Source organism: Sodalis sp. RH21, assembly GCF_047324175.1.
In the GTDB taxonomy this organism is placed as follows: domain Bacteria; phylum Pseudomonadota; class Gammaproteobacteria; order Enterobacterales; family Enterobacteriaceae; genus Acerihabitans.
In genome coordinates this window covers 1289357-1315390 of the sequence record NZ_CP178732.1, presented here as the reverse complement: position 1 = coordinate 1315390, position 26034 = coordinate 1289357, and the positions used below count along the sequence as shown (strand labels likewise).

The window sequence follows — 26034 nt, the reverse complement described above, 5'->3', positions numbered from 1 at the left end:
AAAACGGCGCGGTGACCAACGGCCGCCAACGCGCCGGAGGGACTGGGCGGGCATCATAGTTTTACCCTCGGGTCCAGGGCCACCGTCAGCAGATCCGCCAGCAGATTCACCGCCACCGTCGCCAGGGCGAAGACCATGACCACGCCCTGCACCACCATATAGTCGCGGCTGAAAATGGCCTTCACCAGCAACTGCCCCATGCCGGGAATGGCGAACACGCTTTCGATCACCACCGTACTGCCGATCAGCCAGCCGATATTAACCGCCAGCAGGTTCACCGTCGGCACCAGCGAATTGGGCATCACGTGGCGCCAGAAAATACGCCCCTCGTCCTGGCCGCGCGCCCGGGCGGCGGTAACGTAATCCGCCTGTAGCTCCGCCAGCAGGCTGGCGCGCAGATTGCGGGTCAGCACCGCCGACAGCGCCAGGGCCACCGTCAGGCAGGGCAAAACCAAATGATGCAGCCGCTCGCCCCATTCGTCCCCATAACCGGATACCGGGAACCAGCCCAAAGCGACGCTAAACACCAGGATCAGCATAATGCCGAGCCAAAAGGCCGGAAAACCCAGCCCGGCGGTGGAGAGCAGCCGGATAATATGATCGGCGGCGCGCCCCCGGCGCCGTGCGGCGGCGGCGGCCAGCGGCACGGTTAGCAACAGCGCCAGCAGAACGCTGCCCAGCACCAAATACAGCGTGGGTTCAATACGGGTCATAATCAGCTTGGCGGTATCGATGCGATAGACAATCGATCGCCCCAGTTCGCCGTGCAGCAGATTCTTGAGAAAATAGCCGTATTGCACCCATAGCGGCTGGTCGAGAGCGTACTGGGCGCGAATCCGGGCAATCGCCGCCGGCGTGCTGCGCACGCCCAGCAGGATTCGGGCCGGGTCGCCGGGAATGGCGCGCACCAGCATAAAAGTAATCAGGCTGATGCCCAGCAACACCGGCAGCAATTGCAGCGGACGGAACAGGACAAATCGGTAACGATGCATGGCATTAGTCCCCGGTACCGTTGCGCGTCCGCGCGAGGAAATCCAGCAACACCGGGTAATACGCCTGCGGTTCTTCGTAAAACGGCATATGGCTGCTGTTGGGGAACACGTGCAGCTCGGCGTGGTGCAGGCCTTGCTTTATGCGCATGGCGCAGGCCGGAGTCAGTTCGTCGTGCTGGCCGGTGGTAATCAGGCAAGGCACCTTGATGGCGGGTAATTCCGCCGTGCGATCCCAGGTTTTCAGGCTGCCGGTATAGAGAAATTCATTCGGCCCCTGCAACGTGAGGTAAGGACCCATATTCCAATCCTGCAGCGAACGCCGCACCGGCGCCGGCCATTCATCCAGCCGGCAAACATGGCGATAATTCAATAAGGTAATGGCGGCCTGGTAGGCGGGATGATCCAGCGTGCCCATGGCTTCGTGGCGCAGCATCATCGCCACGGTTTCATGCCCCAGCGCGGCGCGCAGGCGATTGAGCTCTTGTATCAGATGAGGCATATCCGCCGCGGTATTTTCCAGGATCAGGCATTTAATTGCACCAGGGTGGTGCAGCGCCACCTCTATCCCCAGCCAGCCGCCCCATGAATGACCAAGCAGGGTCACCTGGCCCAGTCCCAGCGCCTGGCGTACCGTTTCCACTTCATTCACATAACGTTCCATAGTCCACAGGGCGGGAAGATCGGGCCGATCGGAACGCCCGGTTCCCAACTGGTCGAAGGCCACCACCCGGTAGCCCTGGTGTTTCAGGCAGGAGTGCGCTTCACGCAAATAGTCGCAGGGCAGCCCCGGGCCGCCGTTCAGGCATAGCACGACCTCATCCCCGGTGCCGAACTCATAGGTCGCTACCCGGTAACCGTCTACGTCGATCGTCCGCTGCCTGTCCGGCGCTATTTCACTCCACATACATCCCCCCGCTACCTTTGCCGGCGGCCTGAACGCGCCGCCGTGGTTATGCCTTTACGCTACGCATAAGCCGCCTGGCTGAATAGTTAGTAAAAATGCTAGGTTTCGCGGGCGATCGCGCCGCTGCGGCGCGCCCGCTTATGGCACCTAAATTGCATATCTGAACCGGTTACCGGAAGGGAATTGCAGGATCCGTGCCCGTCGCGCCATAAGTGAGTATTTAAGGGGGAGCCAATGAGCATTGCCATAAATCGACCACGGCCGGCGCCGTTGCTGGACGATAGCCTGGACGCCGCTTTTTTATCCCTGTTCCGGCAAAGCGCCGGGCTGGGAATGGACGCGCTAATCTACGATTACACCCCGGTGCCGCGTTCGCTGGAGGGAGAATTGATTACGCCCTCGGTGCTGCGCATGAGCAACGTGCCCGAGGATATGCGCCAGCTTTGGACCGAAAGCGGCTATTACCAGGTGGACCCGGTGCAACTGTATGCCCTGGATACCTGCGCGCCCTTCGTTTGGTCCTATCAGCGGCCGGACCGCACTTCCCTGCGCGGGATTATCGGCGAGCGCCACCAGCCGGTGACTCATTATATGCGCGATAATAATATGCCCTGCGGCGCCACCGTACCCCTGCACCTGCCGCGGGGCGGATTCGTCACCGTCACCGGCATCGTTAGCCACGCCGGCCATGAGCGCGATCTCGGCCACGCGTTGGCGGAGCTTAGCCTGCTGGCCCACACGTTCCAGGAACGGATTTATCCGCTATTCGATCGCCAGATGCTGACCTGCCAGTATGTGCGGCTAAGCAAACGGGAACGGGAGTGCCTGAGCTGGTCCGCCGAGGGCCTGACCGCCAAGGAAATCGCCCGCAAATTATCGCGCTCGGTGGCTACCGTGACCCTGCACCTGAATTCGGCCGCGCGCAAGCTGGGGGCGAGCAACCGGGTGCAGGCCGTGGTGCGCGCCATGCATTACCGTTTGCTCGATAGTTGATCCGGGGGCAATACCTAGCATTTTTTCTAGCTATCCGTTACCGGCGGCCCGTTTTACCCTAGGTTATCCCCGACCGACAGGTAAACCGTTATGTACAGCATTACAGAAGGCTACGCGCCGTTCAGGCACTATCAAACCTGGTACCGCATTTGCGGCGATCTGCATAACGGCCAAACGCCGCTGGTGGTCGCCCACGGCGGGCCGGGATGCACTCATGATTATGTGGACGCTTTTCGCGATATCGCCGAGAGCGGGCGCGCGGTGATCCATTACGACCAGCTCGGGAACGGACGCTCGACCCATCTGCGCGGACAGCCGGCTGAATTTTGGCAGGTTCCGCTGTTTCTGGCGGAACTGGACAACCTGCTGGCGCATCTGGGCATTACGGATAACTATGCCCTGCTGGGGCAATCATGGGGCGGGATGTTGACGGCCGAGCACGCGGTGCTGCGCCCCGCCGGTTTGCGGGCCATCATCATCGCCAACTCGCCGGCGTCGATGGCGTTGTGGCTGGCGGCCGCGGCGCGGCTGCGCGCCGGGTTACCTGAGCAGGTACAGCGGTGTTTGCTGGAGCATGAGCGCGCCGGCACCCTCGACAGCCCGGAGTACCGCCGGGCCACCCAGGTATTTTACCAGCGCCATGTCTGCCGTCTGTCCCCCTGGCCGGAAGAGGTCAGGCGCACGTTCGCGGCCATGGATGATGACCCGACGGTCTACCATGCCATGAACGGCCCGACGGAATTCCACGTGATCGGCACCATGAAAGCCTGGAGCATTATCGACCGGCTCCCGCTCATCCAGGCGCCCACGCTGCTGCTGTCGGGACGGTATGACGAAGCGGCGCCGGAAGTGGTGCAGCCGTTCAAGGATCATATCGCCGGGGCCGAGTGGGTTATTTTCGAGCAGTCCAGCCATATGCCGCACGTGGAGGAACGCGCCGCCTGCATGGCGGCGGTAGCGGCTTTTTTAGACCGGCAGGCGGCGCCTACCTGAACAAAAAAGCAACCAATCCCGAATCGCCGGATTTCAGGTTGACCCGGCGATCGGCCGCGATATATGTTGCTGGTAAGCCGCGGCGCCCGCCCCTTAACGCGGCGCCGGGGCGGGCTGGCAAACAACCCCCTGGGCGCCGCCCGCGCAGGTGAGCGCGATAGGCGACGGCCGGCTGTCGCGCCGCGTCGGCATGCTGATATCGCTGCGGGTTGACCAGGATTTTCCCTCTTCGCCGCACCAAAAGCGCTGAACCGGCATCCGGTCCCGCCGGCGGTTTAAAATAAAGACTTCCCCGCTGGCGGCGTTTTTCCACAGCGTAGTGGATAAATCCGCGCCGCCGGCGACGGTGCCCAAGGCCACGGAATACCAATGCGCGGTGGTCGCCTCGCAGTCCAGCGGACGGCTGCCGGTATTGCGGACCGATACCGCAAAAGGCACCAATCCCTGCGTGCCGCGCTGGCGCTCCGCCGGCGGTTCAGCATAAATTGCGGTGGTTAAAAATAATAAACAGGACAATACTAGCCCCTTTGATTTCATCTATCCCCCCAGTCGGCAAGCCGGAATGCAACAGCAAGGATTTTATCCGCCGCGATGTCAACAACAATTTTTTCGAGGAAAGCGAATAATGGTCAAGAGTTGGTTTAAATATGCAGCCATGATATCGGTAGCGTCAGCCCTTTGCCCGGCCGCGTACGCCGCGCAAATCACCAGTATCGCGATACTGACGCCCGAGCCGGGCACCGATTTTGGCTGGAACCAACAGGGCATCAATGCCGCCAGGGCCGCGGGGGCCAAAGAGGGCGTCAAAGTGATGGTGGCGGAAAACCTGGGCTACGGCGATGTGCGCCCGACGCTGCGCGATCTGGCCGATGACGGGGCGCAGCTGATTATCGCCCATGCCAGCGGCTACAACCAGGCGGCGCCGGAAATCGGCGCCCAGGCCAATGTCGCGGTGGCGGTCACCGACAGCCCGGCATCGCTTAAAGCCGGCAAAGTGGCGGACTATACCGTCGGCGGCCAGGAAGGGGCTTATCTCGCCGGCACCCTGGCGGCGAAAATGTCCCGCAGCGGCACCGTCGGCATCGTGGTCTCCGGCGAACCCCCGGCCTGGAATGCGCAATCGTCGGCGTTTGTCCGCGGCGCCAGGGCCGCCAAAAAGGACATCAACATCCGCTACGCGGTGATCGGCCCGGCCGCCTATAGCGACGCGGCGGGCGGCAAACGCGTGACGGCCGCGGTCATCGCCGCCGGCGCGGATATTATCTTCGGCCAGGGCAACGGGTCGAGCTTCGGCATGCTGCAGGCGGTGGAAACCACGCCCGCCGCCGACGGCGGCAAAGTCTACTTTATCGATGTGATCGGCGATAAATCCAGCATCGACAAGGGCAATTTGCTCAGTTCGGTATTATGGAACCTGACCCCGGTCTATACCCATATGATTGAAGATTTCAAACAGGATAAATTTGGTTCCCATAACTATAAAACCTCGCTGGCGGACGGTTCGATCAGCCTGTTGAAAACCGCCCATATCCCGGATGACGTCTGGAACAGCGTCGATGCGGTACGCGCGCAAATCGTCAGCGGCAAAATCACCGTACCGGCGGACTACGATGCCACGGCGCTGCATACCTTGCTGGCCGCCGGCGGCAAGTAGCGGACCGGCCTATTTACGGACGAACGCGCGCCCCCCCGCGCGTTCCTTACCGCGGAATATCATTCCTTGAGCCAGAAAATACCTGACGCCCCGCCGGCGCTGGTCACCGTCAGCCAGGTTACCAAGCGGTTTCCCGGCATCACCGCCAATAACCGCATCGATCTGTCGCTGCGGGCCGGGGAGGTCCATGTTCTGCTGGGTGAAAACGGCGCCGGCAAATCCACCCTGGTCGCCATGCTGGCCGGCCTGCAGCAGCCCGATGAAGGCCAGATTGCCGTTAACGGCCGGGCGGAGGTATTGCGATCCCCCCGACGCGCCCTGGAACTGGGCATCGGCACGGTGTTCCAGCACGCCATGATGGTACCGGGGCTGAGCGTGGTGGATAATATCGCGCTGGGGGATAGCTGGTGGCGGCGGCCGGCCCGGCGCCATTATGCCGACCGGGTACGGCAGATCGCCGGGGAAATAGGGGTACGGGTCAATCCCTACGCCCTGGCGGGGTCGCTATCGCTGGGCGAGCAGCAGCAGGCGGAAATCGTGCGTACCCTGCTGCGCGGTAGCCGGGTGCTGATTTTGGACGAAGCCACCGCCATGCTGACGCCCCTTGACGCCCACGAGCTGGGCCTGTTGATGCGGCGGCTGGTGGCCCGCGGCCTGGCGGTGGTGTTTATTACCCATAAACTTAACGAAGCCCTGGACTGGGGCGATCGCATATCGGTCTTGCGTTTGGGCAGCAAGGTGGGGGAAATCGGTCCGCAACGGCTGAAAACCCTGGCCCGCGGCCAGGCAACCGGTGAAGTGATCAAGCTGATGTTTAACCTGGCCCCCGGGGCCGACGCCGGGCGGGCTTGTCCGCCGGCCCGGTCCGTCCGTCCGGCGGACAAGCCCGTATTGCAAATACGGGCGCTGGCGGTGGACGACCCGCTGGTGCCGCTCGCCGGCATCGATCTGCAGATTGGCGCCGGCGAAATAGTGGGCATCGCCGGCATCGACGGCAATGGACAGAAGCAGTTGGCCGAGGCGCTGGCCGGCCAGCGTAAGCTCGCCGGCGGGGACATTGTTCTCGACGGCGCGGCCATAGGCCGGTTAAGCATCGGCCAGCGGCGCAAGCGCGGGCTGCGCTATGTCACCGACGATCGCCTGGGCGAAGGCTCGGTCGGCGCGTTTCCCGTCGCCCTTAATTTACTGCTCAAACAAATAGGCGCGGCGCCCTTCTGGCGGCGCGGCATCGAACAGCCGGCGGCGATTGCCCGCCATGCCCTGCTGCGTATCCATGATTATGATATCCGCACGCCGGCCGTCGATACGCCGCTCGGCACATTATCCGGCGGCAATATCCAGAAAATCCTGCTGGCCCGCGAGCTGGGCGACCAGGCCCGCGTAGTGATTTTCGCCAAACCCACCTACGGGCTGGATGTGAAAAATACCCGGGCCATTCGCGACCGGATACGTCAAGCGGCGTTATCCGGCATGGCGGTATTGCTGATCTCCACCGACGTGGAAGAACTGCTGGAGCTGGCGCACCGCATAGCGGTAATGTCCCGGGGGCATATTGTCGGGATAGTGGACGCTGCAGTGAAAAATGAAGTGGAAGATGCAGTCGAAGATGGGGTGGCAAAGGTAGCGGAGGGCATAACCGACGGTACGGCCGCCAACGATAGATCCGCCCGCAGCCGCATCGCCGCGCTGATGAGCGGGGTAAGTCAATGAGCGAACGGTTAAACGGCCAGCCCGGCCAGCGCCCGCGGCCGCTGCGCAGCCTGGGCAACCGGGCGGTCCATGTCGGGTTATCGGTCGGTCCGGTACTAATCGCCCTGCTGGTAACCGGCGGCCTGCTGATACTGATGGGGGTCGATCCCCTGGAGTATTATGGCTATATCCTGCGTAAAGGCCTGCTGACCCCTTCCGGCCTCCAGGACACCCTGACGCGCATGGGGCCGCTGTTGCTGATCGGCGCCAGCCTGATCGTGGCCTTTCGCGCCGGCTTATGGAACCTGGGCGGCGACGGGCAGTTTTTACTGGGGGCGGTCATCGCCTCGGCGGCGGCGGCCCCGCTGGACGCGGCGGGCCTGCCGGTCTGGCTGACGCTGGCGATCGCGCTGCTGGCCGGCGCATTGATGGGCGCCATCTGGGCCATCTTGCCGGCCATGTTAAAAGCCTGGCAGCAGATCAACGAAATTATCACCACCATGATGATGTCCTTCCTGGGCATCTCCCTGGCCAATGTGCTGGTGAAACTGGTGTTCGCCGATCCCGGCACCACCGTGCCCGAAACGCGCACCCTGCCCTACGCGCACCGCCTGCCCCCGCTGTTCGGCAGCCATATTTCCAGCGGGCTGCTGATTGGCCTGTTCGCCATTATCGCGGTGCATTGGCTGATGACCCGCACCGCGTTCGGTTTGCGATTGCGCACCGTCGGCGCCAACCCGCGCGCGGCGGTGCATGCCGGCCTGCCGGTAGGGTGGCTGACAGTAGCGGTGTTCGCCCTGTCGGCCGCCTTGGCCGGGCTGGCCGGCGCGGTGGACGCCATCGGCATCGAGGGCAATGTGCGCGCCGACTGGAACCCGGCCTATAGCCTGCTGATCGTGCCGCTGGTGTTCCTGGCCCGCTTTAACGGCTATGCCACCATCGGGTTCGTGTTTATTTTCTCGGTGCTCTCCATCGGTAGCGAAAGCGCGGCGCGCCGGATGGGCGTGCCCAATCATTTTACACTGGTGACCATCGCCATTTTACTTATCGTGCTCGGCCTGACGGAAATGTTTGAACAGCGACGGCGCGCCAGACCCGGGGGCTACTGATGGATTTGCTGACCCAAGGCTTTTTAACCTCCCTGTGGCTGGGGGCCATCGTCGCCGGCGTGCCGCTGTTATTAACCGGGCTGGGGGAACAACTGTCGGAAAAGGCGGGAGTGTTGAATATCGGCCTGGAGGGCATGATGCTTACCGGCGCCTACCTCGGTTTTTATATCGCCTGGCAGAGCCAGTCCATGGCCCTGGGGTTGCTGGGCGGCGCGGCGGGCGGGCTGATCGTCGCCGGCGTGATGGCCGGGCTGTGCGTATGGCTGCGCCTTAACCAGATTGTGGTTGGCATCGCCCTGACCCTGGGCGCCGAGGGCGCCACCGCTCTCTTGCATTATCTGCAATTCAGCCGTACCTACCCCCGGCTCGGCAGCGTGGAAACCCTGGCACTGCCGCTGCTGTCCCATCTGCCGTTTGTCGGACGCGTACTGTTTAACCAGCCGCCCATCGTGTATTTCGCGCTAGCCTGCGTCGGGCTATTGGCCGGCATCTACCGCTACACCAACCTGGGTTTGTCATTGCAGGCCGCGGGGGATCGGCCGGCGGCCCTGGATGCCGCCGGCGTAAGCGTAGTGTGGGTACGAACGCTGGCGGTGCTGGCGACCGGCGCGCTGGCGGGCCTGGGCGGCGCCTATATGTCGCAAATCGGCGCCGGGATTTTTGTGCCCTATATGACCCAGGGCAACGGCTTTATCGGCATCGTGCTGGCGATGCTGGCGCGGGGCAAACCGCTGTGGGTGCTCTGGGGGGCGCTGCTGTTCGGCGTTTGCCTGTCCCTGACCACCGCCCTGCAGGTACTGGGCATCGCCGTGCCTACCGACGTAATCCAGATGCTGCCGTTTATGGCGGTGATGCTGGTGCTGGTGATGTTTGGACGGCGCGCCAATTTGCCCAACGCGCTGGGCACGGCCTATGTGCGCGGGGAGCGCTGAAAAACAGCGGGCGTGGCGGATGCGATGCGGCCGCCGGCGGCCCATTAACCGCTATTTTTGCTTCAGCGGCCTGATAAGCCCTTCCAGCCCTTCGATTTTAATCGCCAGGGTAATGGACATCAGTTCCCCCAGGCGGCCTGCGGGGAATTCCCCTTTGCGGGCAAACCATAACAGGTAAGGCTCGGGCAGATCGATCAGCGCCCGTCCCTGGTATTTGCCAAACGGCATGACGGTATTGGCGATGGCCACCAGATCTTCTTTTTCCATGAGATTCCCCTTTCGGCAGCGCGCCTCACTCCCCGAGCAGGCGCATCATTTCCGCTTCATCGATCACCGGAATAGCGAGCTGCTGCGCCTTGGTCAGTTTGGACCCGGCCGCTTCCCCGGCAATCACCAGGTTGGTCTTGGCCGATACGCTGCCGCTGACCTTGGCGCCCAGGGCCGCCAGGCGATCCTTGGCCTCGTCGCGGGACAAACCGGTTAATGAACCGGTCAGCACCACCGTTTTGCCGGCGAAGAAGTTATCGCTTTCATGGGCCGTAGGCGCGGCGATCGGCGCCGGCCAGTGAATGCCGATTTCCGGGCTGACCAATTCGGCAATCACATCCAGGTTGTGCTGCTCTTCCAAAAAGTTGCGCACATGGGCCGCCACCACTTTGCCGATATCCTGCACGCTCATCAGCGCATCGATATCGGCCGCGTAAAGCGCCTCCAGGGTTTTGAATTCCGCCGCCAGATTGGCCGCCGTGGCTTCCCCCACTTCCCGGATGCCCAGGGCATACAAAAAACGGGCGAACGTAGTCTGCTTGGCAGTATCCAGCGCCGCCAGCAGGTTCTGCGCCGATTTCGGCCCCATGCGCTCCAGGCGGGTCAGGGTTTCTTTGTTCAGCCGGAACAGGTCGGCGGGGGTTTTCACCAGTTCGCGCTCGACCAACTGGTCGATAATCTTATCACCCATGCCGTCGACGTCCAGCGCCCGGCGCGAAACAAAATGCTTAAGCGCCTCTTTGCGCTGGGCGGCGCACACCAGCCCGGCGGTACAGCGTACCACCGCTTCCCCCTCCACCCGCTCCACGTCCGAGCCGCAGACCGGGCAGCGATCGGGAAAGACGATCGGCCGGGCGTCGGCCGGGCGTTGTTCCAGCACCACGCCCACCACCTGCGGAATGACATCCCCCGCCCGGCGGATAATCACCGTATCGCCGATTTGCAAACCCAGACGTTCAATTTCATCCGCATTGTGCAAGGTGGCGTTGCTGACCATGGCGCCGGACACCAGCACCGGCTCCAGACGGGCCACCGGCGTCACCGCGCCGGTACGCCCTACCTGGAACTCCACGTCGCGCACCCGGGTCATCTGTTCCTGCGCCGGGAACTTGTAGGCGATGGCCCAGCGTGGGGCGCGGGCGACAAACCCCAGCCGCTGCTGCAAGGCCAGGGAATCCACTTTGATCACCACGCCGTCGATATCAAACCCCAGCGCGGGACGTTCCGCCTGGATATGGCGATAAAAGTCCAGCACTTGCTCGGCGCCGGTGCAGCGTATGATTCGGTTACTGACCGGCACGCCCCAGGATTTAAATAGCTGCAGCCGTTCCCAATGGCTGCCGGGCAGTTCCCCACCCTCCAGCAGCCCGACGCCGTAACAAAAAAAGGTCAGCGGACGTTTGGCGGTGATCGACGGGTCCAACTGGCGCAGCGAGCCGGCGGCGGCGTTGCGGGGATTGGCGAACACTTTGCCGCCCTCGCGCCGGGCGGTTTCATTTAGCCGCACGAAACCGGCTTCGGACATAAAAACCTCGCCGCGGATTTCCAGCCGGCGCGGGACATCACCGGCGCCGTCCCGCAGCCGCAGGGGGATGGTACGGATGGTGCGCACATTGGAGGTGATGTCTTCGCCGGTGGTGCCGTCGCCGCGGGTGGCGGCGCGTACCAGCTCGCCGTTTTCATACAGCAGGCTCACGGCCAGGCCGTCAAGTTTCAGCTCGCAGCAAAACAACAGATCGTCGTCGCTTTTCAGGCGATCCCGGACCCGCTTGTCAAACGCCAGGAAACCGGTTTCGTCAAACACGTTATCCAGGGACAGCATCGGCACTTCATGGCGGATTTGATTAAAGGCGGTGAGCGGCGCGCCGCCGACCCGCTGGGTGGGCGAATCGGCGGTAAGCAAATCGGGATGCTGGGTTTCCAGACCGCGCAGTTCCGCCATCAGCCGATCGTATTCGGCGTCAGGCACCTCGGGGTCATCCATAACATGGTATCGATATTCATACCGACGCAGCAGGCCGCGCAGCTCGTCAATACGTTGGTTGATTTGTTCCATTGCTCACCATCAGCGAAAAACCCCCGCAAGCGGGGGAGAATGAATCAGTCGGAAAGCCGCTATGCGTCAGACTCTGGCGTTAACGTCCAGCACTTCGCGAATACGTGCCTTATAGAGATCCAGCTTCTGGGGTGTCAGCATCCGGCGTTCATCATCCAGCACCACGCCGCCGCAATCGTCCGCGATACGCTGCGCTGATTGCAGCATAAGTTTGAAGTTCTGATGGGCGTCGCCGTACGAGGGAACCATCATAAACATTGAGACGCCCGGGGTAGTGAACGCCGCCATTTCTTCCGGATCAAAAGACCCCGGCTTCACCATATTCGCCAGGCTGAACAGTACCGGGCCGCTGCCCGCCGGATTCAGGTGGCGGTGGAAGATATTCATCTCGCCGAACTGGAAGCCCGCCTGCAACACGCTTTGCAACAGATCTTCGCCGCCAATCACCGTGCCGTTATGGGCGGCGACGTGGAGCACCAGCACCGTTTCCTTGCGTTTTACCGGCTCGGCGGGTTCAGTCGGGCGCGCGTCGGCGCGCGCCGCGCTGTCGTCATCCTGGTCCTGTCCGCCCTGCACAGCGCGGCCGTTTTTGGCTTCGGGATAGGCCGGCTCGTCCGGCAGCACCGCGTGGCGTTTTTTGAAGAACGAGGTACGTTGGCGCGGCGCCGGCGCGGCCACTTCATCCTCGGGGTCATCGTCGTCCAAATCCAACAGCGGATCGTGCCCGCCGCGGGCGGATAAACGCGGCTCGGTTTTTACCGTGCCGCGGCCGCCGGCCGCGCGTTGATTGGCCGGCTGGTCGTCATATAAATTTTCACCAGACGGCTGTTGACCATAGGGCGATTTGCCGTACGGTCCGTCGTCATAGGCATCGTCGCCTCTTGCGGAGGCGTCGGGAGAGTGGCTGCCCGCGGAACGGGAGTCATGGTCATGGGTGTCGAAGCGCCCCAAAGCGGGCTCATCGGCGCGAACCTTCGTTACCCGAACTTCGCCCACACCTTCATCGCGCTCTTCCAGCGGAGGCTCGTCCTGATCCTGACGGTCTTGTTTCAGTCGTTTAACCGGGCGATCGCGAAAAACCGATGAGCGCTCTTTACGGCTGGTCCACAGGCCGTGTAATAGCAACGCTATGATAGCGATCGCACCAACAACGATTAATATCAGACGCAAATCCTGCATCATTGCCATCTCAGTTGTTCTAATTCATTGCCACTGCGGCATGCATTTACTCTCTTAACTCTATTTGCCTGCGTAGACAAGTGCAAGTCCGCACGGTACTTTCTGACAATAAAGATAGCATCAACACAGTTTTTTGCTGGTTTTTCATCCAAAAGCGACCAAACGGCAAAAAAACGGGCTCCCGCCCCAGCCCGCATTCCTTTTCACCTGTATAAAAGTTGGCCAAAAAAAAATGCATAACGACATAAAATCCCGCAGCGGTTTCCATTATTTCGTCAGCGGCTGGCGTTTAATGATGCTTCCGGGTATCAAACGCTACGTTGTACTACCCCTGCTCATCAACATCGTTTTACTGGGGGGCGCCTTCTGGTGGTTATACTCGCGCTTAAGCGTCTGGATTCCCCACCTGATGCAGCGGGTGCCCGATTGGCTGCATTGGCTGGGGTATTTATTATGGCCGCTGTGCGTGTTGGCGGTATTGCTGATCTTCAGCTATTTCTTCAGCACCGTGGCCAACTGGATTGCGTCGCCCTTCTGCGGCCTGCTGGCGGAGCAACTGGAAGCGCGGCTTACGGGCCAGCGCCTGCCCGACAGCGGCGTCCTGGGCATGATAAAAGATACCCCGCGCATACTGCACCGGGAATGGGTCAAATTAGCCTGGTACCTGCCGCGGGCGCTGGTGCTGCTGCTGCTGCACCTGATACCCGCCTTCGGCCAGACCGTGGCGCCGGTGCTGTGGTTTTTGTTCAGCGCCTGGATGATGTCCATCCAGTACAGCGATTACCCCTTCGATAACCATAAAGTCCCTTTTGTCACCATGCGCCGGGCGCTGCGCCAGCATAAAGCGCAAAATATGCAATTCGGCGCGCTGGTCTATATTTGTACGGTGATCCCGGTGCTGAACCTGGTGATTATGCCGGTGGCGGTATGCGGCGCCACGGCGATGTGGGTCGACCGCTACCGCCATGATTTCGCTGCGCCTTTGCCGGTCCGCTAATTGCGCAATCGCCCCGTGCGTCGCGGGGCGCCGCCCCAGATTAGCGTTCTTAAAACTTATGTCTTAATAACATATCGATATACTATTCTTTTACTTCCGTCAGCCCTACGAAAGGGTATGCTTTGGTTATCATTCCCTTAAATTTGCACCTACAGTAAAGGACTGGCCATGAGCAATATTTACGAAGACAATTCCTATACAATCGGCCACACGCCGCTTGTACGCCTAAACCGCATCGGCAACGGACGTATTCTGGCTAAAGTGGAATCCCGTAACCCGAGCTTTAGCGTGAAATGCCGTATCGGCGCAAACATGATTTGGGATGCGGAAAAACGCGGCGTGCTTAAGCCCGGCGTCGAGCTGGTGGAACCCACCAGCGGCAATACCGGCATCGCCCTGGCCTATGTCGCCGCGGCGCGCGGTTATAAGCTGACCCTGACCATGCCGGAAACCATGAGTACCGAACGTCGTAAATTGCTCAAGGCATTAGGCGCCAGCCTGGTGCTGACCGAAGGACCGAAAGGTATGAAAGGGGCCATTGCCAAGGCCGAAGAGATCGTGGCGACCGACCCGCAGCGTTACCTGATGCTGCAGCAGTTCAGCAATCCCGCCAACCCGGCTATCCATGAACAAACCACCGGCCCGGAAATCTGGGAAGATACCGACGGCGACGTGGATGTATTTATTGCCGGCGTCGGCACCGGCGGCACCCTGACCGGGGTGAGCCGTTTTCTGAAAAACACCAAGGGCAAAGCGGTGATCTCGGTGGCGGTCGAACCGACCGACTCCCCGGTGATAAGCCAGGCGCTGGCCGGCCAGGAAATCAAACCCGGTCCCCATAAAATCCAGGGTATCGGCGCAGGTTTTATCCCGGAAAATCTGGATCTGAGCCTGATCGACCGCGTGGTGAAGATCACCAATGACGAAGCCATCAGCACCGCCCGCCGCCTGATGGAAGAAGAAGGCATTCTTGCCGGCATCTCCTCCGGCGCCGCCGTGGCCGCCGCGCTGAAGTTGCAGGAAGATGCGGCGTTTGCCGACAAGACCATCGTCGTGATCCTGCCGTCGTCCGGTGAACGTTATTTGAGCACCGCGCTGTTTGCCGACGTGTTCACGGAAAAAGAACTCCAGCAGTAAAATCCATCATGGATTTCATGCCAATCCACAAAAAAGCACCCTCTCGGGTGCTTTTTTGTGGAGTAGATCAAATTTTTGCCCCCTGCATAATTGATTTTGTTGGCTCTGTCTTGTATTTAAGCAGACAATTATTTCGATGTATGAAATTAATCAGGCTATTAATTGTTCTGCTAGCTGAATCGATTAACGCTCTATGGGTTTTTCTCGGGAAGCGGCATAATGATACAATGCGATGCGGCATAACAAAGTCTTCACAAAATTTAGCCGGAAATGCTTTTATACCGTTTTCTGCTCGCATAGATCTTCGCCTTTGTAACATACTCAGGCACTAACCATATAGGCTAAAGTGTTCCTTTTAAGCTAAACTTTAGCCCCACAACACTGATATCATCTAATAAGTTGGGGAAACATAATGTTCCAGCAAGAAGTTACGATTACCGCACCTAACGGTCTGCATACCCGCCCTGCCGCCCAGTTTGTTAAAGAAGCCAAAGGCTTCACTTCCGACATCACCGTGAGTTCAAACGGCAAAAGCGCCAGCGCAAAAAGCTTGTTCAAACTGCAAACGCTTGGCCTGACCCAAGGTACCGTGGTCGCCATCATCGCCGAAGGCGAAGATGAGCAGAAAGCCGTCGAGCATTTAGTTAAATTGATGGCAGAGCTTGAGTAATCCAGGCCCGGTTTTTTAAGTTAACGCGTGTCACGAGTAAGTAAGGTAGGGTTATGATTTCAGGCATTTTAGCATCACCGGGCATCGCCTTTGGTAAGGCGCTCTTACTTAAAGAAGATGACATCGTCATCAACCGGAAAAAGATCTCTGCCAGCCAGGTTGAGCAAGAGATCGAGCGTTTTCTGGCTGGGCGAACCAAAGCATCCGCGCAGCTGGAAGCGATCAAGACCAAGGCTGGCGAGACCTTCGGTGAAGAAAAGGAAGCGATCTTCGAAGGCCATATCATGTTATTGGAAGACGAAGAGCTTGAGCAGGATATCATAGCCCTCATCAAAGACGATCTCGCCACGGCGGACGCCGCGGTGTACAACGTGATCGAGACCCAGGCCAAAGCGCTGGAAGAGCTTGATGACGAGTATCTCAAAGAGCGCGCCACCGATGTGCGTGATATCGGCAAACGCCTGCTGAGAAACATCCTCGGCATGCCGATTATCGATTTAAGCTCCATCAGCGAAGAAGTCGTCCTGGTGGCCACCGATTTAACCCCGTCGGAAACCGCCCAGCTCAATCTTGATAAAGTGCTGGGCTTCGTCACCGACCTCGGCGGGCGAACCTCCCATACGTCCATTATGGCGCGTTCCCTTGAGCTGCCCGCCATCGTGGGCACCGGCAGCGTGACCAAAAACGTGGTTAATGGCGATTATCTGATTCTGGATGCCGTCAATAACCAGGTTTATGTCAATCCGACGCCGGCTCAGATCGAAGAACTCAAAGCGCTGCACAGCCAATATGTGCAGGAAAAAACCGAGCTGGCGAAGCTCAAGGATCTGCCCGCGATTACCCTTGATGGCCATCAGGTTGAAGTCTGCGCCAACATCGGCACCGTACGCGACGTGGCCGGCGCCGAACGCAACGGCGCCGAAGGCGTAGGTTTGTATCGCACCGAATTCCTGTTTATGGATCGCGACTCCCTGCCGACCGAAGAAGAACAATTCCAGGCGTATAAAGCGGTGGCGGAATCCCTGAGCACCGGTTCCATTATCGTGCGCACCATGGATATCGGCGGCGACAAAGATTTGCCGTATATGAACCTGCCGAAAGAAGACAACCCGTTCCTGGGCTGGCGCGCCATCCGTATCGGACTCGATCGCAAGGAAATGCTGCATGCCCAGCTGCGGGCGATTTTGCGGGCGTCGTCCTTTGGTAAATTGCGCATCATGTACCCGATGATCATTTCGGTGGAAGAAGTGCGCGAACTCAAGGGCGAACTGGATCTGCTGAAAGCGCAGCTGCGCGAAGAGGGCAAGGCGTTTGACGAAAGCATTGAAGTGGGCGTGATGGTGGAAACTCCCGCCGCGGCGACCATTGCCCATCATCTGGCCAAGGAAGTTGATTTCTTTAGTATTGGGACAAATGACTTAACCCAGTATACTCTGGCGGTAGATCGCGGTAACGAGTTAATCTCGCATCTGTATAACCCCATGTCACCGGCCGTGCTGACGTTAATCAAGCAAGTTATTGATGCATCTCACGCGGAAGGTAAATGGACAGGAATGTGTGGCGAGCTGGCAGGTGATGAACGTGCTACACTACTGTTATTAGGGATGGGACTGGATGAATTCAGCATGAGTGCTATCTCTATCCCGCGCATCAAAAAAATTATACGAAATACAAATTTTGGCGATGCAAAGGCGTTAGCAGAGGAAGCGTTAGCTCAGCCCACCGCGGACGAGCTGATGAATCTGATAAACAAATTCATTGAAGAAAAAACGCTCTGCTGATTTCACGACGCTGACCCGATATAAATGCTTAGGAGAAGATCATGGGTTTGTTCGATAAATTGAAATCTCTGGTTTCCGATGATAAGAAAGACACGGGAAGCATTGAAATTGTTGCACCCCTATCAGGTGAAATTGTAAACATTGAAGATGTGCCTGATGTCGTTTTCGCCGAAAAAATCGTCGGTGACGGCATTGCAATTAAACCCAGCGGTAACAAAATGGTGGCTCCGGTAGACGGCACCATTGGTAAAATTTTTGAAACCAACCATGCTTTTTCTATCGAGTCCGACAGCGGCATCGAGCTGTTTGTCCACTTTGGCATCGACACCGTCGAGCTGAAGGGCGAAGGGTTCAAACGTATTGCGCAAGAAGGCCAGCGCGTGAAAAAGGGCGATGTGATTATTGAGTTTGATCTGCCGTTACTGGAAGAGAAAGCCAAATCAACATTGACCCCGGTCGTCATCTCCAATATGGATGAGATCAAAGAGCTGATCAAACTGACGGGCAGCGTTGTCGTGGGTGAAACGCCAATTATTCGCATCAAGAAATAATACCCGCCATTCCCGTTTGCTGCACGGCGGGAACCCAGTTCGGCACAGAATCAAAAACGGCGCCCGGATAACTCCGGGCGCCGTTTTTATTTGTCCGTACCGGGCGGCGCTTATTCCCAGTGGGGTAGGCGCAGGCGGATCGCCAGCCCGCCGCCAGGGCCGTTGAATGCCTCTACCTGGCCGCCGTGCGCCAGCACCACCTTGCGGGTGATGGCCAGCCCAAGTCCATATCCCTTGCCGTTCAACGGGCCGTTGACGCGGACAAAGGGATCAAAAATACTGGAGAGTTTGCTTTCTTCGACCCCCGGCCCCTGATCGGCTACGGTAATCTCCAGCAGCGAATCCACCCGCGACAGGCTGACAAATACGCTTTGCCCATGCGCAGAAAAACGCAGTGCGTTGCGTACGATATTCTCCACGCCGCGCCGCATCATTTCCGCATTGCCCTTGACGGTATAATCTTCCGGCTGGTGGGCGGTCAGCTGGATGTCCACACCCGGCACCTGGGCCTCGTAGCGCGCATCGTTCACCACCGCTTCCACCAGGCCCAGCAGGTCGAAATAATCCTCTCCCAGCGCGCCCTGATGCTCTGCGCGCGATAGGGCCAGCAGTTCGCCAATCATCCGATCCAGCCGGCCCGCTTCGTGCTCGATGCGATCGAGGGAGGCATAGACATTTTTAGGGTTTTGATGCGCCAGGCCGATGGCCAGCTGCAGGCGCGCCAACGGCGAACGCAGTTCGTGGGAGACATCATGCAGCAATGCCTCCCTGTCGCTGACCAGCACCTGCAAACGCTCCGCCATCGAATCGAAATCCTTGGCCACGTCGGTGATTTCGTCGTGCCGGCGGCGCATCACCGGGAATAACCGCACGCTTAAATCGCCCCGGGACACCCGCTCGAACGCCCGGCGCAATTGCAACATCGGGCGGGTCAGATTCCAGGCCAGCAACAGGCTAAACAGCAATCCCCCGGTCAAGCCCAGCCAGAATAGCGGCGGCATATGTAAAATGCTGCTGCGCCTGCCGTTATGATATTCGTTACGCAAACCATCGAGGTCGTAACGCAACAGGTAACGCCGTCCGTCAGGGGCCATCACCAGCCGGCTGACGGCGCCGCGCGTTTGCTGCATGGACGGCAGAACCCCTTGCGCCGGCGCATCGACTACGGGACTGGCGGAGAAAAACTTGCGTTCTTCCGGCGGCCAGCTGGCTTTTAATTCCGCCAGGGCCGGCAGCCCGCCCCGGGCCAACACAGCGCCGGCGGTGCCTATCTGCACATTGCCGATGCGCCTGGCGATATTATCTTCCGGCGCCTCATGGCGCGGGTTATACAGGGTAAAAACGGCCCACAACAATTGCGTCATCAATAGAAAAATCAGCCAAAACCCCAGCAGAATCTTCCAGAATAAGCGGCCGCGATTGGCCATCAGCGGATGCGGTAACCGATGCTGCGCACGGTTTCAATGCACAGCGTATTGCCGGCCAGTAACGCCAGTTTTTGCCGGATATTGCTGATATGGACATCCACGCTGCGATCGTAAGCCTCGCGCCGCCGTCCCAGGCCTTTCTCCGACAGGTCATCCTTCGACACCACGCGGTCCGGGGTGCGCATCAGCAGTTCCAGCAAATTGAACTCCGAGGCGGTCAGGTCGAAGGAGACGCCCTGCCATTGGCTGCTGCGGGTGGCGGGATTCAGGGTCAGATCGCCATAACGTACGGCGACCGTCTCGGCGGGTTCGTCGCGCCGTTCGTCAAAACGGCGCAGCACGGCGCGCAGCCGGGCCACCAGTTCGCGGGGATAGCAGGGCTTGGGCATATAATCATCCGCTCCCATTTCCAGCCCGATCACCCGGTCGATATTATCCCCTTTGGCGGTCAGCATGATAATCGGGATACGGCTGCTTTTGCGCACCTGGCGCAGCACTTCGGTGCCGCTCATATCCGGCAGCATGATATCAAGCACCATGGCGGTATAATCGCCGGACAGCGCGCCGTCGACGCCCTCGTGGCCCGTCAATACCAGGGAGGTGGCAAAACCTTCGCCGGTCAGGTATTCGCTTAGCATCTTGCCCAGTTCCCGATCGTCATCAACCAACAAAATCTTCATCGTGTTCTCCATAAGCGGCGGCGCGGCTTGCCACCAGGCTTAAGCATGGCATAAAAAAACGGCGAGGGGGTGGCGTAATCATGCCCCGATGCTGAATGCCGCTCGCATTACGGCGTTCAGACGCCGTCGAATACGCCGGTGGACAGGTAGCGATCGCCCCGATCGCAGATCACCGCCACCACCAGGCTGCCGGGAAACTGGCCGGCAATGCGCAGGGCGCCGGCCACCGCGCCGCCGGAACTGACGCCGCAAAAAATTCCTTCGGACCGCGCCAATTGCCGCATCGTGTCTTCGGCCTCCCGCTGGCCGATATCCATGATCCGGTCAACCAGTTCGGGACGGAATATACCCGGTAAATAGGCCTGCGGCCAGCGGCGAATACCGGGAATGGCGCTGCCCTCTTCCGGCTGCAGCCCCACCACCTGCACCGCCGGGTTCTGGCTTTTCAGGAATTGGCTGACGCCGGTAATGGTACCGGTGGTGCCCATGCTGGAAACAAAATGCGTAAGCTTGCCGGCGGTCTGGCGCCAGATTTCCGGGCCGGTGGAGGTAAAATGAGCGTAGGCATTATCAGGGTTATTAAACTGATCGAGCACTTTGCCTTCGCCGGCCCGCTGCATGGCCTGCGCCTGGTCGCGCGCGCCTTCCATACCCAGCTCGCGGCTGACCAGAATCAGCTGCGCGCCGTAAGCCCGCATCGCCGCCTGCCGTTCCATGCTCATATTCTCCGGCATTAACAGTTTCAGCCGATAGCCTTTCACGGCGGCAATCATCGCCAGCGCAATGCCGGTATTGCCGCTGGTGGCTTCAATCAGCACGTCGCCGGGGCTAATTTCGCCGCGCAGCTCCGCCTGCCGGATCATGGCCAGCGCCGCGCGATCCTTGACCGATCCGGCCGGGTTGTTTCCTTCCAGCTTGACCCAGATCTCGCTGCCGGTCCGTGCCCCCATGCGGCTTAGTTTTACCAGCGGCGTATTGCCTATGCATTGCTCAAGGGTGATCACGTCATAACCTCATACCTAACGGCCTTATCCGGCGATAAAAAAGGCGGCCCGCTGGCCGCCTGTTGCGATAAAATGGGATTGACGTAGAACTTATCAAGCACTTTCAGCAAAAGCAACGGGCTGTAATGCTTTATCGCCTACATAAATACGAGCGTTTTGTGCGCCGAGGTAAAAGCGATCGCCCCGCTGCGGAGGCGTATCGCCGCCAGGCAACACGACGCTCAGCGGTTCCTGGTGCCACCCGACCGGCTGCACCAGCAACTGCCAGTAATGGCCGCGCGGGCTGATATCAATTACCTGTACCGGCAGCGGGCAGAGATCGCCGGCCTGGCTGCTGATTTCCATTTCCCAGGGGCGCAGGAACAATTCAACTTTCCCCTGGTGGATCGGCGCATAGTACAGCGGCCAATGATAAGCGCCGATATACAGCTGCGATCCGCGGATTTCGCCCTCCAGCCGGTTTACTTCGCCCATGAACTCCAGTACGAAACGGCTGGCCGGCTCGCGCCAGACCTCGTGGGGCGTGCCCACCTGCTCAATATTGCCCTGGCTCATCACCACCACCCGATCGGCCACTTCCATCGCTTCTTCCTGATCGTGGGTGACAAATACGCTGGTGAATTTCAGGTCTTCGTGCAGCTGGCGCAGCCAGCGGCGCAATTCTTTACGCACCTGGGCGTCCAGGGCGCCAAAAGGCTCATCAAGCAGCAGGATCTCCGGTTCCACCGCCAGGGCGCGCGCCAACGCGACCCGCTGTTTCTGCCCGCCGGAAAGCTGGGAGGGGTAGCGGTTGGCCAGGTGGCCGAGTTGCACCATTTCCAGCAGCTGGGCCACTTTTTGTTTAATCACCGCCGCGCGGGGACGCTCGCGGCGCGGCAGTACCGTCAGTCCGAAAGCAATATTATCCGCCACGGTCATATGGCGGAACAGCGCGTAGTGCTGGAAGACAAAGCCCACATGACGATCGCGGGCGTGGCGGTGGCTGACATCCTGGCCGCCAAAGCGCAAATGCCCGCTGTTGTGATGTTCCAGTCCGGCAATAATGCGCAGCAGCGTGGTTTTACCCGACCCGGACGGCCCCAGCAGGGCCACCATTTCACCGGTGGCGATATCAAGGGAGATATCGTTCAACACTTTGGTGCGGTCGAAATATTTGCTGATATTGTCGATTTCGATACTCATTGCTGCTCCCCCTGTTGAAGGTGGGCCTGCTGGCGCGCCAGGCGCCATTGCAAACCGCTCTTCAAGAATAAAGTCACGATTGCCATCAGCGTCAGCAGCGCGGCGGCGGTAAACGCGCCGACGGTGTTGTAATCCTGATGCAATAATTCAACTTGCAACGGCAACGTATAGGTTTCGCCGCGAATCGAGCCGGATACCACCGATACCGCGCCGAATTCGCCGATAGTGCGGGCATTGGTCAATATCACGCCGTATAACAGCGCCCAGCGGATATTGGGCAGCGTAACCCGGCGAAACATCTGCCAGCCCGAGGCGCCGAGCAATATGGCGGCTTCGTCCTCATCGCTGCCCTGGCTGAGCATCACCGGCACCAGTTCGCGCACCACAAACGGACAGGTAACGAATACGGTCACCAGCACCATGCCAGGCCAGGAAAACATCAGTTGGATATTATGCTGGTCCATCCAGCCGCCAAGCGGCCCGTTGGTACCGTAAAACAGCAGGTACAGCAAACCGGCCACCACCGGCGAAACGGCAAACGGAATATCCATCAGGGTCAGCAGCAATTGCCGGCCGCGAAATTGAAACCGGGTCACCAGCCACGCCAGCAGGATACCGAACACCACATTGACCGGCACGGCGATTAACGCCACCAAAACGGTCAGCCAAATGGCATGCAGCATGTCCGAGTCCTGCAGGTTGCGCCATATCGGGGCCAGACCGTCCGCCAGGGCGGTGACAAAGATATAGCCCATGGGGATCAGCAACAGCAGCACGGAAAGCAAGGCCCCCGCGCCGATCAGCAACCATTTGGCCCAATCGATACTGGCGCGCTCGGCGCCGTTAAAAGCGCTTACGTCAGCCATCAGTGCCCTCCCACCCGCCGGCCGAAGCGCGACTGCAAAATATTAATGCCGAACAGCAGCAGCAGCGACGCCGCCAATATGACCGAGGCGATGGCGCTGGCGGCGGGATAATCGAACTCCTGCAAGCGGATGAAGATCATCAGCGAGGTCACTTCGGTTTTCCAGGCGATATTGCCGGCGATAAAAATCACCGCGCCGAACTCGCCCAGGCTGCGGGTAAACGACAAAGCGGTGCCGGCGAGCAGCGCGGGAGCCACCTCGGGCATCACGACCCGGCAAAACGACTGCCAGCGGCTGGCGCCCAGGGTTTGCGCGGCTTCTTCATATTCAGGCCCCAGTTCTTCAAGCACCGGCTGCACCGTACGCACCACAAACGGAATACTGGTAAAGGCCATCGCCACGGTAATGCCGAGCCAGGTATAGGATACCTTGATGCCGAACTGCGCCAGCCAGGCCCCGTACCAGCCGGTAGTGGAAAACAGCGTCGCCAGGGTCAGGCCCGCCACGGCGGTAGGCAACGCAAAGGGCAAATCCATCAGGCCGTCAAGCAGCCGGCGACCGGGAAATTCATAACGCGTCAGTATCCAGGCCATCAGCATGCCGAACGCGGCGTTAAACAGCGACGCGACGCCCGCCGACAGCAGCGTCACTTTATAGGCCGCCAGCAGTTGCGGAGCGGTAACGACCTGCCAGTATTGCTGCCAGGTCATTTGCGACAACTGCATGACCAGCGCGCTCAGCGGCAGCAATAAAATCAGGCAAACAAACAGCAGGCTGCTGCCCAGGCTTAAACCAAAGCCCGGCAGCACGCGTTTGCTTTGCAACGCCATCATCATTGATGCCCCGCCGCGATTAATTTATCCAGTTCGCCGCCGTCGGCAAAATGGGTTTTCATCGTCTGCGGCCAGCCGCCGAACCGATCTTCGACCTTGAACAGCTCGACCGCCGGGAACCGGGCTTTATCCGCCGCCATGATGGCCGGGTCATTCACCCGGTAATAAAAGCCGGCAATGGTTTTCTGCGCCGCCGGGCTATACAGATAGCTGAGATACTCCTTGGCCGCCGTCAGGGTGCCGTTTTTCTCGACGTTCTTATCCACCCAGGCCACCGGGAACTCGGCCAGGATATTGACCTTGGGAATAATCACTTCATATTTATCTGCGCCGTACTGGTTGCGGATATTATTCACTTCCGACTCGAAGGAGATCAGCACGTCCCCTTGCCCGCGTTCGGCAAAGGTGGTGGTCGCCCCGCGCCCGCCGGTATCGAATACTTCCACATTGCCGATGAATTTCTGCATCCAGGCGCGGGTCTTGGCGTCGTCGCCGCCGTCCGCCAGACTGGTGGCGCCCCAGGCGGCCAGGTAAGCATAGCGGCCGTTGCCCGAGGTTTTCGGATTAGGAAAAACCAGTTTGACGTCGGCGCGCACCAAATCATCCCAGCCATGGATATTTTTCGGATTGCCCTTGCGCACCAGGAAACCCATGGTGGAGTAAAAAGGCGAGCTGTTATTGGGTAGCCGGCTCTGCCAGTCAGCGGGAATCAAATCGCCGCGATCGTGCAGGATCTGTACGTCGGTCACCTGATTATAGGTCACCACATCCGCCTTTAACCCTTGCAGAATGGCCAGCGCCTGTTTGGACGATCCGGCATGGGATTGCTTGATGGTCAGCGGGTCGCCGGGATGCTCCGTCTGCCATTGCTGGACAAAACCCGGATTCAGGGCGACAAACAGTTCCCGCGAAACGTCATAGGAACTGTTAAGCAGCTCGGTCGAGTGCGCCGTACCGCAAGCCAGCAATACCGCCGCTACGCAACCTTTGATTGCCCGGCTTGTTTTCAGCGTTCGATTCATTATTTTCCTTTGCTTGCATTGCGAGAAGTCTGCTTATGGTTATACAGTTTATTTATAACTGCCCTATAACCTGTAACGGTTTTATATACCCTTTTGTGCTTTGAGAGCATCAAAAGCTATAAGCCCCGCGATGGTGCACAACGTCAGGAGTTTGGCGACTGGAAGAGGGCCGGCGATGCCCGCGGTAAGCCGCCCCGGCCCGCGGGTAATGCTCAACGGACCGGCGGCGGGGTGAAGGCTGAAGCGGCGTTCAGCTGGTGGCGCCGCTGTTTGCGTGGCTTTCTACTGTAGGGAAACTATTGCAGGGGAAGGGCGTGCCAGACGATTTTGCTGACCTGCCAGCTTTTCAGGGTATCGTCGGCCGGCATCAGGGCTTCCGGACCGTGCCAAATGCCGGTGAAGACATAACTGACATGGGCGCTTTGCGGCGCGGCGCACACCACGGCCTCCCGATCGTCGCCGGTGCCGCGCTGGCATGCGCCAAAGGCTTTACCGTAGAGATCGCTGAATCCCGTGCCGATTTTCACGCCCCATGCGCTGGCGACATCTTTATCGGTGACGTCCACACGCTGCACTTTACCCGCGGCGGGGCCATAAAAGGTCATTTTGATCTGGTCGTCTTTCAAGGCCTGGTAGAAGGCGACAATGCCCCCGTTTTGGGTTTCCATGCCGCTGCGCAGACGGTAACCGCCGCCCAGCGCCTGCTCAAGCGCTTCCTGGTTAAGCGGCGTGGCGGCGGTGACTTTGCCTACGCCGGCGTCGCTTACCGCGGCCTCGCTGCCGAACCAATTCAACGGCGACAGGCTCGACCACGAAAAATGGGACAGGGTCGAGCAGCCTGCCAATAGAATGGGTAGCCCGATGACTAACGGACGCAGCTGCTTCATATGTGCTCCTTGATTGATAAATTTGCCTTACGCTTGGGCTATTGGATACCGGCGCGGCCTAAAAGTGCCATTCCTTTTTTCTCCGGCCCGCCGATTCGCCCCCCGGCGCCGCGGATTCGCAAATCATGGCCGCTGTGCCATGCTTATTCATGGGCGGCATACGTCATCCATTTACGCCCCCGCGGCGGCCGATAATGACAAGATGTCAGGAACTTACCCTACCCGCCGC

Annotated in this window: 25 protein-coding genes; 11 read left to right on the top strand and 14 right to left on the bottom strand. The window is 59.7% G+C overall.

What is annotated here, in order from left to right; all coding sequences use genetic code 11:
* Nucleotides 1-53: 53 nt before the first annotated feature.
* Together ACL2XP_RS06095 and ACL2XP_RS06090 are read right to left on the bottom strand one after the other, a co-directional pair.
* Nucleotides 54-992 carry an ABC transporter permease gene (locus tag ACL2XP_RS06095; protein WP_413737691.1) on the bottom strand — a complete coding sequence of 313 codons (939 nt, stop codon included), beginning with the start codon at nucleotides 990-992 and terminating at the stop codon, nucleotides 54-56.
* A 4-nt stretch (nucleotides 993-996) separates the two neighbouring features.
* A complete protein-coding gene (locus ACL2XP_RS06090) occupies nucleotides 997-1896 on the bottom strand; it encodes a proline iminopeptidase-family hydrolase (RefSeq protein WP_413737689.1) in 900 nt (299 codons plus the stop codon).
* A 234-nt stretch (nucleotides 1897-2130) separates the two neighbouring features.
* Between ACL2XP_RS06090 and ACL2XP_RS06085 the strand changes: the two genes are divergently transcribed.
* Entirely contained in the window at nucleotides 2131-2889 is a 759-nt protein-coding gene (locus ACL2XP_RS06085) for a LuxR family transcriptional regulator (protein WP_413737688.1), read from the top strand.
* A 90-nt stretch (nucleotides 2890-2979) separates the two neighbouring features.
* On the top strand, nucleotides 2980-3882 hold the full coding sequence (locus ACL2XP_RS06080) for a proline iminopeptidase-family hydrolase (protein ID WP_413737686.1): 903 nt from the start codon (nucleotides 2980-2982) through the stop codon (nucleotides 3880-3882).
* A 93-nt stretch (nucleotides 3883-3975) separates the two neighbouring features.
* Here ACL2XP_RS06080 and ACL2XP_RS06075 read toward each other — a convergent pair whose 3' ends face one another.
* A complete protein-coding gene (locus ACL2XP_RS06075; protein ID WP_413737685.1) occupies nucleotides 3976-4398 on the bottom strand; it encodes a hypothetical protein in 423 nt (140 codons plus the stop codon).
* Nucleotides 4399-4507: 109 nt separating this feature from the next.
* Between ACL2XP_RS06075 and ACL2XP_RS06070 the strand changes: the two genes are divergently transcribed.
* From ACL2XP_RS06070 to ACL2XP_RS06055, 4 genes are all read left to right on the top strand, one after another.
* Nucleotides 4508-5536, top strand: coding sequence for a putative B6 ABC transporter substrate-binding protein (locus tag ACL2XP_RS06070; RefSeq protein WP_413737684.1), 1029 nt, complete (start codon nucleotides 4508-4510; stop codon nucleotides 5534-5536).
* 66 nt (nucleotides 5537-5602) lie between these two features.
* Nucleotides 5603-7246, top strand: a complete 1644-nt coding sequence (locus tag ACL2XP_RS06065) for a putative B6 ABC transporter ATP-binding protein (RefSeq protein ID WP_413737683.1) — start codon at nucleotides 5603-5605, stop codon at nucleotides 7244-7246.
* Entirely contained in the window at nucleotides 7243-8334 is a 1092-nt protein-coding gene (locus ACL2XP_RS06060; protein ID WP_413737682.1) for a putative B6 ABC transporter permease subunit 2, read from the top strand. Before ACL2XP_RS06065 ends, ACL2XP_RS06060 begins: the two co-directional genes overlap by 4 nt.
* A complete protein-coding gene (locus ACL2XP_RS06055) occupies nucleotides 8334-9266 on the top strand; it encodes a putative B6 ABC transporter permease subunit 1 (RefSeq protein WP_413737681.1) in 933 nt (310 codons plus the stop codon). The genes ACL2XP_RS06060 and ACL2XP_RS06055 overlap by 1 nt, the downstream gene beginning before the upstream one ends.
* A gap of 51 nt (nucleotides 9267-9317) precedes the next feature.
* Here the strand turns inward: ACL2XP_RS06055 and ACL2XP_RS06050 are convergent, their stop codons facing one another.
* The 3 genes from ACL2XP_RS06050 to zipA form a co-directional block, all read right to left on the bottom strand.
* Nucleotides 9318-9533 carry a DUF3820 family protein gene (locus ACL2XP_RS06050; RefSeq protein ID WP_413737680.1) on the bottom strand — a complete coding sequence of 72 codons (216 nt, stop codon included), beginning with the start codon at nucleotides 9531-9533 and terminating at the stop codon, nucleotides 9318-9320.
* A 25-nt stretch (nucleotides 9534-9558) separates the two neighbouring features.
* The gene (gene ligA / locus ACL2XP_RS06045) at nucleotides 9559-11589 is read right to left on the bottom strand and encodes an NAD-dependent DNA ligase LigA (protein WP_413737679.1); all 2031 of its coding nucleotides are present in this window, start codon (nucleotides 11587-11589) and stop codon (nucleotides 9559-9561) included.
* A 66-nt stretch (nucleotides 11590-11655) separates the two neighbouring features.
* On the bottom strand, nucleotides 11656-12768 hold the full coding sequence (zipA, locus tag ACL2XP_RS06040; RefSeq protein WP_413739098.1) for a cell division protein ZipA: 1113 nt from the start codon (nucleotides 12766-12768) through the stop codon (nucleotides 11656-11658).
* 232 nt (nucleotides 12769-13000) lie between these two features.
* Between zipA and cysZ the strand changes: the two genes are divergently transcribed.
* The 5 genes from cysZ (at nucleotide 13001) to crr (ending at nucleotide 17904) form a co-directional block, all read left to right on the top strand.
* Nucleotides 13001-13765, top strand: a complete 765-nt coding sequence (gene cysZ, locus ACL2XP_RS06035; protein ID WP_413737677.1) for a sulfate transporter CysZ — start codon at nucleotides 13001-13003, stop codon at nucleotides 13763-13765.
* Between the two features lie 168 nt (nucleotides 13766-13933).
* Nucleotides 13934-14902 (top strand): cysteine synthase A, encoded by a 969-nt coding sequence (cysK, locus tag ACL2XP_RS06030; RefSeq protein WP_413737675.1) that lies wholly within the window; start codon nucleotides 13934-13936, stop codon nucleotides 14900-14902.
* 412 nt (nucleotides 14903-15314) lie between these two features.
* Nucleotides 15315-15572 (top strand): phosphocarrier protein Hpr, encoded by a 258-nt coding sequence (gene ptsH, locus ACL2XP_RS06025; protein WP_413737673.1) that lies wholly within the window; start codon nucleotides 15315-15317, stop codon nucleotides 15570-15572.
* Nucleotides 15573-15625: 53 nt separating this feature from the next.
* Complete coding sequence (gene ptsI / locus ACL2XP_RS06020) at nucleotides 15626-17353, top strand: phosphoenolpyruvate-protein phosphotransferase PtsI (RefSeq protein WP_413737671.1); 1728 nt, start codon at nucleotides 15626-15628, stop codon at nucleotides 17351-17353.
* A 41-nt stretch (nucleotides 17354-17394) separates the two neighbouring features.
* Nucleotides 17395-17904 carry a PTS glucose transporter subunit IIA gene (crr, locus tag ACL2XP_RS06015; protein ID WP_413737670.1) on the top strand — a complete coding sequence of 170 codons (510 nt, stop codon included), beginning with the start codon at nucleotides 17395-17397 and terminating at the stop codon, nucleotides 17902-17904.
* A 110-nt stretch (nucleotides 17905-18014) separates the two neighbouring features.
* Here the strand turns inward: crr and ACL2XP_RS06010 are convergent, their stop codons facing one another.
* From ACL2XP_RS06010 to ACL2XP_RS05975, 8 genes are all read right to left on the bottom strand, one after another.
* The gene (locus ACL2XP_RS06010) at nucleotides 18015-19331 is read right to left on the bottom strand and encodes an ATP-binding protein (protein ID WP_413737669.1); all 1317 of its coding nucleotides are present in this window, start codon (nucleotides 19329-19331) and stop codon (nucleotides 18015-18017) included.
* Nucleotides 19331-20011, bottom strand: a complete 681-nt coding sequence (locus ACL2XP_RS06005; protein WP_413737668.1) for a response regulator transcription factor — start codon at nucleotides 20009-20011, stop codon at nucleotides 19331-19333. The genes ACL2XP_RS06010 and ACL2XP_RS06005 overlap by 1 nt, the downstream gene beginning before the upstream one ends.
* A gap of 116 nt (nucleotides 20012-20127) precedes the next feature.
* Nucleotides 20128-21015 carry a cysteine synthase CysM gene (gene cysM, locus ACL2XP_RS06000; RefSeq protein WP_413737666.1) on the bottom strand — a complete coding sequence of 296 codons (888 nt, stop codon included), beginning with the start codon at nucleotides 21013-21015 and terminating at the stop codon, nucleotides 20128-20130.
* A 93-nt stretch (nucleotides 21016-21108) separates the two neighbouring features.
* Nucleotides 21109-22197 (bottom strand): sulfate/thiosulfate ABC transporter ATP-binding protein CysA, encoded by a 1089-nt coding sequence (gene cysA / locus ACL2XP_RS05995; RefSeq protein ID WP_413737665.1) that lies wholly within the window; start codon nucleotides 22195-22197, stop codon nucleotides 21109-21111.
* Nucleotides 22194-23063 carry a sulfate/thiosulfate ABC transporter permease CysW gene (gene cysW, locus ACL2XP_RS05990; RefSeq protein WP_413737664.1) on the bottom strand — a complete coding sequence of 290 codons (870 nt, stop codon included), beginning with the start codon at nucleotides 23061-23063 and terminating at the stop codon, nucleotides 22194-22196. The genes cysA and cysW overlap by 4 nt, the downstream gene beginning before the upstream one ends.
* A complete protein-coding gene (gene cysT / locus ACL2XP_RS05985) occupies nucleotides 23063-23896 on the bottom strand; it encodes a sulfate/thiosulfate ABC transporter permease CysT (protein WP_413739097.1) in 834 nt (277 codons plus the stop codon). The genes cysW and cysT overlap by 1 nt, the downstream gene beginning before the upstream one ends.
* Nucleotides 23896-24918 (bottom strand): sulfate ABC transporter substrate-binding protein, encoded by a 1023-nt coding sequence (locus ACL2XP_RS05980; RefSeq protein ID WP_413737663.1) that lies wholly within the window; start codon nucleotides 24916-24918, stop codon nucleotides 23896-23898. The genes cysT and ACL2XP_RS05980 overlap by 1 nt, the downstream gene beginning before the upstream one ends.
* Before the next feature lie 296 nt (nucleotides 24919-25214).
* Nucleotides 25215-25805: an RpoE-regulated lipoprotein gene (locus ACL2XP_RS05975; protein WP_413737662.1), complete on the bottom strand. Its 591-nt coding sequence runs from the start codon at nucleotides 25803-25805 to the stop codon at nucleotides 25215-25217.
* Nucleotides 25806-26034 lie beyond the last annotated feature (229 nt).